Source organism: Streptomonospora alba, from assembly GCF_000826685.1.
Taxonomy (GTDB): Bacteria; Actinomycetota; Actinomycetes; order Streptosporangiales; family Streptosporangiaceae; genus Streptomonospora; species Streptomonospora alba.
This window is the reverse complement of record NZ_JROO01000088.1, coordinates 1-1,311: the sequence shown is the minus strand read 5'-3', so window position 1 is coordinate 1,311 and position 1,311 is coordinate 1. Positions and strand designations below refer to the sequence as shown.

Below are 1,311 nucleotides of genomic sequence, written 5' to 3'. Positions count from 1 at the left end.
AGAAGGGGTTGAACTACGTCAAGTTGGACGGTCAGGTCGGGATCATCGGTAACGGTGCCGGGCTGGTGATGTCCACGCTGGACGTGGTGTCCTACGCGGGTGAGGCCCATGGGGGTGTGCAGCCGGCGAATTTCCTGGACATCGGCGGCGGCGCCTCGGCCGAGGTCATGGCCGACGGGTTGGAGATCATCCTGGGCGACGGCGATGTCAAGAGCGTGTTCGTGAACGTGTTCGGCGGGATCACGGCCTGTGACGCGGTGGCCAACGGCATCGTGCAGGCGTTGGAGATGCTGGCCGCGCGTGGCGACGACGTGTCCAAGCCGCTGGTGGTGCGTCTGGACGGCAACAACGCCGAGCTGGGGCGCGAGATCCTGACCCGGGCCGGGCACCCCGCGGTGGTGCAGGCCCCGACCATGGACGGCGCCGCGGCTCAGGCCGCGGAGCTGGCCGCGACGTAAGGCGGGGAAGAAGGACGATGGCTGTTTTTTTGACCAAGGACAGCAAGGTGCTGGTGCAGGGTATGACCGGCGCCGAGGGCACCAAGCACACGCGGCGGATGCTGGCCTCGGGCACGCGTGTGGTGGGCGGGGTGAATCCGCGCAAGGCCGGTGCGGCGGTGGATATCGACGGTACCGAGGTGCCGGTGTTCTCCTCGGTGGCCGAGGGGATGGAGGCGACCGGGGCGGATGTGTCGGTGGTGTTCGTGCCGCCGCGGTTCGCCAAGGCCGCGGTGGTCGAGGCGGTCGATGCCGGGATCGGGTTGGCGGTGGTGATCACCGAGGGGATTCCGGTGCATGACACGGCGGCGTTTTGGGCGCATGCGCGGGCGGCGGGTGGTCGGACGCGCATCATCGGGCCCAATTGCCCGGGGTTGATTTCGCCGGGGGCGTCGAATGCGGGGATCATTCCGGCCGATATCACGCGGCCGGGGCGGATCGGTCTGGTGTCGAAGTCGGGCACGTTGACGTATCAGATGATGTATGAGCTGCGGGATATCGGGTTTTCCACGGCGGTGGGTATCGGTGGGGATCCGGTGATCGGTACGACGCATATCGATGCGTTGGCGGCGTTCGAGGCGGATCCGGAGACCGATGCGATCGTGATGATCGGTGAGATCGGCGGGGATGCCGAGGAGCGGGCTGCGGAGTATGTGCGGGAGCACGTGTCCAAGCCTGTGGTGGGGTATGTGGCCGGGTTCACCGCGCCGGAGGGTAAGACGATGGGTCATGCGGGGGCGATCGTGTCGGGTTCGGCGGGCACGGCGCAGGCGAAGAAGGAGGCGTTGGAGGCCGCCGGCGTCAAGGTCGGCAA

At 67.7% G+C, this 1,311-nt stretch carries 1 protein-coding gene and 1 pseudogene; both read left to right on the top strand.

Translation table 11 applies throughout. The features are described 5' to 3' along the window. Positions 1 to 458 (top strand): annotated as a pseudogene (locus LP52_RS25385) (ADP-forming succinate--CoA ligase subunit beta); the annotation flags it as partial. A gap of 17 nt (positions 459 to 475) precedes the next feature. Then, the coding region (gene sucD, locus LP52_RS25380; protein ID WP_040276952.1) for a succinate--CoA ligase subunit alpha at positions 476 to 1,311 on the top strand (836 nt) is incomplete at its 3' end.